A 6,646-nucleotide genomic window follows, 5' to 3' on the forward strand; every position below is an offset into this window, starting at 1 on the left:
AATGCAGGAAATAAGAATCTTCTCGGGATGAGACGTCATGATAGAACCGCTCAAGAAGATGAATCTCACGATCATTTCCTTCTACCGTAGGCGGAGCATCCGACATGCTAAATGCATTGGTGTCTCCTGTCTGGAGGTCGTACAGAGCGATCGATGCTATACCCGCTGGATGGTCATTAGCGGTTAGGAAAGATTCACAGGCATAATGAATCGCGACCATCGCTTCATTGCGCGCCAGGGCCCTGGTTAATTCCTGAAATACGAGATCAACGTTCATCCTATCTCCCATCTTTAATATTGAATAAGTTTTCTTTCGGGCAATATTACTACAGTGAGAGGTGCTTGGTTGATGGTTCCACAACCGGTATCGATGCAGATGAGATTGGGTGAAATATATGGAACGCCTTGTTCCTGCACGTAGTGACCACATACAGTCAGCGACTTTGGCCACGGTCCACTATAGTGAAACAACCCCGGATGTCCGCGACGATACATTGAATCAGGCGTTCTTGAGTTGATGTCATGGGGATCGAAGCCACAATGCGATATTAGGAAATCCGAATCCTCGTATACGACCTGCGTATTTCGGAGAAGGTCAAAATGCTCACTTGGGAAGGATGAACGAAATTTTTCAATCGCATTTGAATCAACCGTCTCAAGGTATGATCGGATAGTTGATATCCCATTGTGAGCGGCAAAGTTAGCAACATTTCCATCATCAAGAAAATTTAGAAGAGCTTCATCATGATTCCCCCGCAAAAGAGTTATCCTGTCCGGGTATTTATTTATGGCGCTTAGCAATAAGTCTAAAACGGCCTTGGTGTTCAATCCGCGATTGACGTAATCCCCCACAAAAATCAGATGGAGTGAGTCGTCCAGTAGAAGTGAATTGAGCGCTCTAGATAGCCTTACGCTGTCACCATGAATATCGCCGATTACTGCCAACTTGAATTTCTTCAAGAGAATCACACTACCGGCAATGTCAATGACGTATAGTCAATAGTGGAAGCGCCCGCTAGGGCCGATTCCAGCAAGCGGCCAGCAAGCGAATAATCACCCCTTGCCCAAATTGCAAGGGAAGGTAGATCGCGCGGGATACCGTCCGTTGGGCGCTCCTCAAGTAGCCTGTAACCATATTCACGCAATTCGCGAATATGGTCATAACGATCCGTGCGAAGGAGAGTTGCGAGTTTGGGGTACCCAGCTATTTCTGCCGACTGGTCTCTATCGAAAGTGAGATTTCCCAACTCGGCGCATTTTATATAAACCGCAGACCTTACCACGTAGATTGTCATCCTCAGAAGGCCTCTGGCGTACTGGTCTGCATCCAGAGCTTCGGTGCCAGCCAAAGCTAGGCACAGGTTCCTTTTTAGCCTGTTGTAATTTTTCGGTGGCTGATATGAAGCGAGAATACCGGAAAGGACATCATTTGGATCACTGATTATTTTTCCTTCATCCTTAAGATGTCGAACAAACAGGCTGCCACGAGTTGCCAACAGCGTCAGATGATCCGCGGTGTAGGATGCAATATTGATACTGCCGTGAGAGTAAGATCTCGGCCGGTCTTTAACAATTTGCAAAACGTCTATATCGCTATCAGTGCGAGCGCTCCCCCTCGCCCTGCTACCGTAGATCATCATCGCAATAGACTCTCCTCTTAAGTGCGGGTAAATCAGTTCTGTAAGACAGTTAATATCTGTTGTCGGTTCGATCATTGGAGGATTATCCCTGTGCATGCCATCCAGGTTAGGGGAAGCCACCGACAGAACCCGATTGACATGCATCGAGTTGTTCAAGATCAAAGTTCCTCCACGGGCCTCGAGGGATCAGATCGCAGTGGGTACCTTCCCAGCTTGGCAGGATCTTGAGCTTGGCATGCTCCTGTTCGAGAGCGATAGAGGTGCGACACACAGCCCAGGCTGGCCACGTGGAAGAGATCATGCTCCGACTGAATCGGGAGACTACAACGGTCCTGCGTGACCACCTCTACATGCTCGGCGAGCACTTCGCCGCCGGCACGCCCATGGTGCAGTTCCCACCGGAAGACGAGGAACGATTCGCCAAGGTCACATGCGGCCTGGACAAGGCACTCGGCGGCCGTGGCTGCCTCGCATGCGCCATGGGCGGACACTCCCACCGCTGACCGCCTGCGGCCATCAGCAAGATCCGGAACATACGTGGAACACCTGCTCTCTCCCCCAGGCGATCGCACAAGACACCAGCAGATTAGCCCGAGATCAGACTGGGAAACGGCGATCCACTTCTAATCCGATGGTCCTTCGTCCTCCTCGCCGCCTGAGTGTCCCGGCCGTGACCGCCGAGTCAAGGGCGCCTGCGGCGTCGCTTCGCGATCAGCTTCGCTGACCCTTGACGCGGCGGTCCCGTCCCGGGAGTCGGCAGCTACGAGGAGGACGGGGGCGGACCAGGAGACGGGCCGCGCCCGGTACTGGTCGGGGCAGGTCGCGGGCTTGATCGTCGTGCCATTAGCGTGCCATTAAGAGTGGTCAACAGGGGGCACTCACGGTCACTCGCGGACGGCCTCTCGTCCAGGTCGGGGCCGTTGTCCCTGGTGATCGGGCCGATTTGCAAGCAGGAAGTCAGGGGTTCGAATCCCCTAGGCTCCACCTCGAAAAACACCGCCTCCCTGATCTTGGGAAGCGGTGTCCGGGCCATTAGCCCTCAGCACTGCTCTCCTTCTTGTCGTTGGCCGCCTTCCGGTCGGCCTCCACACGAGCGCTCAGTGCGTCCGCGATCCTCTGGTCGGCGTCACGCGTCGCGTGCTGATAGATCAGCGCGGCCCGGTCGCTGTCGTGCCCCATCCGAGCCTTGAGGTCGGCCAGGCTCGCGCCCGACTGCGCGGCGAGCGTGTTGCCGGTGTGCCGCAGGTCGTGGAAGTGCAGCCCCTTGACGCCCATCTCCTTGAGCGCTTCCGCCCACTTGGCCTCACGCCGAAAGTTGCCACCGCGGAGGAACGCACCGCGCTTGCCGAGAAAGACGAACGCGTCCTCGCCTGTGCCGGTGAACTGGTCGAGGTGGTCGACGAGCGCCGGGACGATGGCCGAGGGGATGCTGACCGTCCGCTTGCTGGCCCGCGACTTGGGCGGAGCGAGCACCATGTCTCCCCCGTCCAGCTCGATGAGCTGTTCGCGCACGCGGACGGTGCGCGCCTCGATGTCGATGTCCGATCGCCGCAGCGCGATCACTTCGCCCCATCGCAGGCTGGCGAAGGTGGCCAGCAGGATCAGCGCGCGGAAGCGCCCGTCGGCCATCTTGTCGGCCAGCTCGAAGACCTGGGTCACGGTGAGGATGGGCCGCTCTGGTGTCTGCTCGTTGTCCGTGCCCTTGATCCGGCACGGGTTCCGGCTGAGCAGCTTGTCGGGGGTTCCCCCAAGGCCAGGTAGTTAAGAGGATCTGGTTCTTGTCAATCGGCTGAGACGGGCAACGGGACTCCTGTAGATCAGATATCGGCGAAGATCATCTGAAGAGTGGAGTCCCGTTGCGGGATCAGTCTGTCATTTCCCGGGTGGTGCGCGTGGCCGCGGGAGTGTTCGCACCGGGCCACCTGGGAGAACTCACCCAGGTTGTGCCGTTCGAGCTGGTGGACGCGGTGCTGGCGGAGACGGGCCGGGTTCAGCACCGGCTCCGAGCGCTTCCCTCCCGGGTCGGGGTGTATTTCCTGCTGGCGATGTGCCTGTTCCCGGAGGTCGGACACCGGCTCGTCTGGGACAAGATGACCAGCGCTCTGGCGGGGCTGCCCGCTGTTGCCGCACCGACCGCCAAGGCGTTCGCGACCTGCGCCGCCGGGTGGGCGTTGCGCCGATGCGAGCGCTGTTCGAGGTTGTGTGCGGTCCGCTGGCGCAGCCGGTGACGCCCGGGGTGCGGTTCGGCCGCTATCGGATGGTCTCCTTCGACGGCTGCAGCTCACTGAAGGTGCCCGATACCGGCCGGAACCGGGCCTGGCTGGATCGGCTCGCGCATGGCGGTTATCCCCAGCTGGAGCTGATGACCCTGGTCGAAACCGGCACCCGAGCAGTGATCGGCGCTGTCTTCGGGCCCACCGCCACAGGCGAGACCGACTACGCCGGGCGGCTGCTGCACCTGCTGAGACCGGACATGCTGGTGCTGTGGGACAAGGGCTTCGACGGCAACGACTTCCTCGCCGCGGTGACGGACACCGGAGCCCAAGTCCTGGGCCGGCTACGCAGCAACCGCCGCGCGCCGATCCTGTCCCGCCTGGCCGACGGCTCCTACCTGTCCCTGATCGGCACGGTCAACGTGCGGATCATCGACGCGCAGATCACCGTGACCTGCGTCGACGGCACCGCCTTCACCGGCTTCTACCGGCTGGTCACCACCTTGACCGACGCCCGCCGCTACCCGGCCGCCGTCCTGGTCAGGCTCTACCACCAGCGGTGGGAGCACGAATCGGCGTACTACGCCCTGCGCCACACCCTCATGCATGGGCGAGTCCTGCGTTCCGGCGACCCGGCCGGCTTGGAGCAGGAGATGTGGGCGTTGCTCACGCTCTACCAACTCTTGCGCACTGTCATGGTCGACGCCGCGGAGTCTCTGCCGGGTACCGACCCGGACCGCTGCTCCTTCACCATCGCCCTGCAAAGCGCCCGCGACCAGGTCATCCAAGCCGCCGGCGTGACCGGCGACGACCCCAACCCAGCCACCGGAGCCATCGCCCGCGCCCTTCTGGCCGGACTGCTCCCAGCCCGCCGACTGCGGGTGAGCACCCGGAAGGTCAAATCACCCGTCTCCCGCTACAAAGAACGACTCGATGACGGCAGACCCAACCACAGCCGCACGATCACCGGCCTGGTCATCACTTTCCTGCAACCGACGCCCATGCCGCCTGCCGTCTCCCGGGACGAACGACCCCTGGTCACAGCCGACCGCCGCCGGCAACAACAGGTCCTGGCCCTCCCCCACCAAGATCCCGACCGCTCCTGGCAGGCCCGCGACATCGCCCGTCACCTCGGTGATGTCACCCTGAACACCATGTACCGGCAGCTGTCCCGCTGGGCCAACAGCCAGCTCATCCACAAGATCGGACCCGGCATCTACACCGCCCGGTCAATCTCCCCACCACTCTTGCCAGCAGCCCAAAAACCTTAACTACCTGGCCTTGGGGGAGGGCCCGGGAGAGCTGACGGACAGCCATCCCCGTGGAAGCCGATCAGCGAGTCAGGTACGCGTTCAACGAGGTAGACGTTCGTCAGCTCAGGCAGAACTCGTTGCCCTCGATGTCCTGCATCACGAGGCACGACTCGTTTTCTTCATCGGCGGGCAGGAGCCGCACGCGTTTCGCGCCGAGAGGGATCAATCGTGCGCATTCGGCCTCGAGGGCTGCCAGGCGCTCTGCACCGACGAGTCCGGTGCCGACCCGCACGTCAAGGTGCAGCCGATTCTTGGCGACCTTGCTTTCGGGAACGCGCTGGAAGTACAGCCGCGGACCGACACCCGAGGGGTCGCTGCATGCGAACCATGAGTCCCGCTGCTCGGGCGGCAGCGTGCGATTGAAGTCGTCCCAACTGGCGAACCCCTCAGGCGGCGCCGGCGCGACATACCCCAACACCTCGCACCAGAAGCGACCGACACGCTCAGGTGAAGCGCAATCGAAGGCGACTTGAATCTGCTTAACGGATACCATGGGAAAATCCTGCCATAGATCACTATGCATACCGTAATCGCCCACCGTGCACCCTGGCCGGATTGGCGAAGTCCTGAAAAGATCCACACCTCCAGCCTGAACGCCTCGCCCGTCGAAGGGTCCTGGTGCAGGTCTGGGCGCTCGACCCCCAGCGGATGGAACTGTCCTTCGGCCGGGCGCTGTTCGGCTCCCGGTACGCCGCCGATCCGAAGGAGTGCGCCGACCTGCTCGATGAGGCGGTCTCGGTGATGCAGGAGCGGGCCGACCGGTTCGCCGGCCTCCAGCGCTCCCACACACCAACCCCCGCTGACCCGTTCGTCCTGGTGCTCGTGGACGAGGTGGCGTTCCTGACCGCCTACCAATCCGACAAGCAGCTTCGCCAGCGCATCACGGCGGCCCTGGCCACTCTGACTACGCAAGGGCGCGCGGTGGGCGAGAGTGCTGAAGTCAATCCTGGTCTTAGGATCTCGCGTCCACATCACATGGAATGGCGCAGTTCGTAGCGGGGATGATTAGGTTGAGTTGGATTCCCAGTGAATCAACGGCCTTTGTGCGCCGATGTAGATGGTTCTAGGTGCTCAAAGGAAAGAATGACTGTCACGGGAAGAGGTACCTTCGTGCTCGATCCTGACTACTCCAGGCTCAACTTCGACAGATCGTAGGCGAATGGATTCCTCTGTGCCTTCTGGCCAGACTGTCGAGGATGACCATAGCGCCCCAGCGATTTTGTAGAGCGAGAGCTTGACCGAAGAAAGATCTACGTTCCTGAGATCGGCTCCTGATAGGTCGAGTGTCAGAGCGCGCGCCAGAGCATCGGCGAGGGCATGAGCGCGCTCTAAATCATGTGCGGGGTCTCTCGCCCAGGTCGGGGCCGTTTCCCCTGGTGATCAGGCCGATTTGCAAGCAGGAAGTCAGGGGTTCGAATCCCCTAGGCTCCACCAGCCAAAACGCCGCTTCCACGATCACGGGAAGCGGCGTTCGTGCCAT

8 protein-coding genes and 1 pseudogene are annotated in these 6,646 nt (G+C 60.4%); 4 read left to right on the top strand and 5 right to left on the bottom strand.

What is annotated here, in order from left to right; genetic code table 11:
- From HCK04_RS39710 to HCK04_RS39720, 3 genes are all read right to left on the bottom strand, one after another.
- On the bottom strand, positions 1 to 277 hold a 277-nt coding region (locus HCK04_RS39710), incomplete at its 3' end, for a hypothetical protein (protein WP_205831276.1).
- Between the two features lie 14 nt (positions 278 to 291).
- Complete coding sequence (locus tag HCK04_RS39715; RefSeq protein ID WP_168066662.1) at positions 292 to 960, bottom strand: metallophosphoesterase; 669 nt, start codon at positions 958 to 960, stop codon at positions 292 to 294.
- Between the two features lie 5 nt (positions 961 to 965).
- The gene (locus HCK04_RS39720) at positions 966 to 1,715 is read right to left on the bottom strand and encodes a nucleotidyltransferase domain-containing protein (RefSeq protein WP_142652680.1); all 750 of its coding nucleotides are present in this window, start codon (positions 1,713 to 1,715) and stop codon (positions 966 to 968) included.
- A 224-nt stretch (positions 1,716 to 1,939) separates the two neighbouring features.
- On the opposite strand from HCK04_RS39720, the gene HCK04_RS39725 reads away from it, so the two are divergent.
- On the top strand, positions 1,940 to 2,143 hold the full coding sequence (locus HCK04_RS39725) for a hypothetical protein (protein WP_142652681.1): 204 nt from the start codon (positions 1,940 to 1,942) through the stop codon (positions 2,141 to 2,143).
- A gap of 529 nt (positions 2,144 to 2,672) precedes the next feature.
- Here HCK04_RS39725 and HCK04_RS39730 read toward each other — a convergent pair.
- Positions 2,673 to 3,299 carry a site-specific integrase gene (locus HCK04_RS39730; protein WP_142652682.1) on the bottom strand — a complete coding sequence of 209 codons (627 nt, stop codon included), beginning with the start codon at positions 3,297 to 3,299 and terminating at the stop codon, positions 2,673 to 2,675.
- Positions 3,300 to 3,496: 197 nt separating this feature from the next.
- Here HCK04_RS39730 and HCK04_RS39735 point away from each other — a divergent pair, with 197 nt between their 5' ends.
- Both HCK04_RS39735 and HCK04_RS39740 read left to right on the top strand, forming a co-directional pair.
- Positions 3,497 to 3,868 (top strand): transposase domain-containing protein, encoded by a 372-nt coding sequence (locus HCK04_RS39735; protein WP_168066664.1) that lies wholly within the window; start codon positions 3,497 to 3,499, stop codon positions 3,866 to 3,868.
- Positions 3,820 to 5,124, top strand: a complete 1,305-nt coding sequence (locus HCK04_RS39740) for a transposase (protein WP_142652684.1) — start codon at positions 3,820 to 3,822, stop codon at positions 5,122 to 5,124. The genes HCK04_RS39735 and HCK04_RS39740 overlap by 49 nt, the downstream gene beginning before the upstream one ends.
- Positions 5,125 to 5,224: 100 nt before the next feature.
- On the opposite strand, the gene HCK04_RS39745 is transcribed toward HCK04_RS39740, so the two are convergent.
- Entirely contained in the window at positions 5,225 to 5,659 is a 435-nt protein-coding gene (locus HCK04_RS39745) for a VOC family protein (protein ID WP_142619197.1), read from the bottom strand.
- Positions 5,660 to 5,781: 122 nt separating this feature from the next.
- On the opposite strand from HCK04_RS39745, the pseudogene HCK04_RS39750 reads away from it, so the two are divergent.
- A pseudogene (locus HCK04_RS39750) lies at positions 5,782 to 6,093 on the top strand (cell division protein FtsK); the annotation flags it as partial.
- Positions 6,094 to 6,646: the final 553 nt, after the last annotated feature.

It is taken from the genome of Microbispora sp. CL1-1, assembly GCF_012034195.1.
In the GTDB taxonomy this organism is placed as follows: domain Bacteria; phylum Actinomycetota; class Actinomycetes; order Streptosporangiales; family Streptosporangiaceae; genus Microbispora.

Bases quoted from the DNA above. Each gene is read 5' to 3' on its own strand.
- HCK04_RS39720 (WP_142652680.1), bottom strand. From the start codon at position 1,715: ATGATCGAACCGACAACAGATATTAACTGTCTTACAGAACTGATTTAC.
- HCK04_RS39725 (WP_142652681.1), top strand. From the start codon at position 1,940: ATGCTCCGACTGAATCGGGAGACTACAACGGTCCTGCGTGACCACCTC.
- HCK04_RS39740 (WP_142652684.1), top strand. From the start codon at position 3,820: ATGCGAGCGCTGTTCGAGGTTGTGTGCGGTCCGCTGGCGCAGCCGGTG.
- HCK04_RS39745 (WP_142619197.1), bottom strand. From the start codon at position 5,659: ATGGTATCCGTTAAGCAGATTCAAGTCGCCTTCGATTGCGCTTCACCT.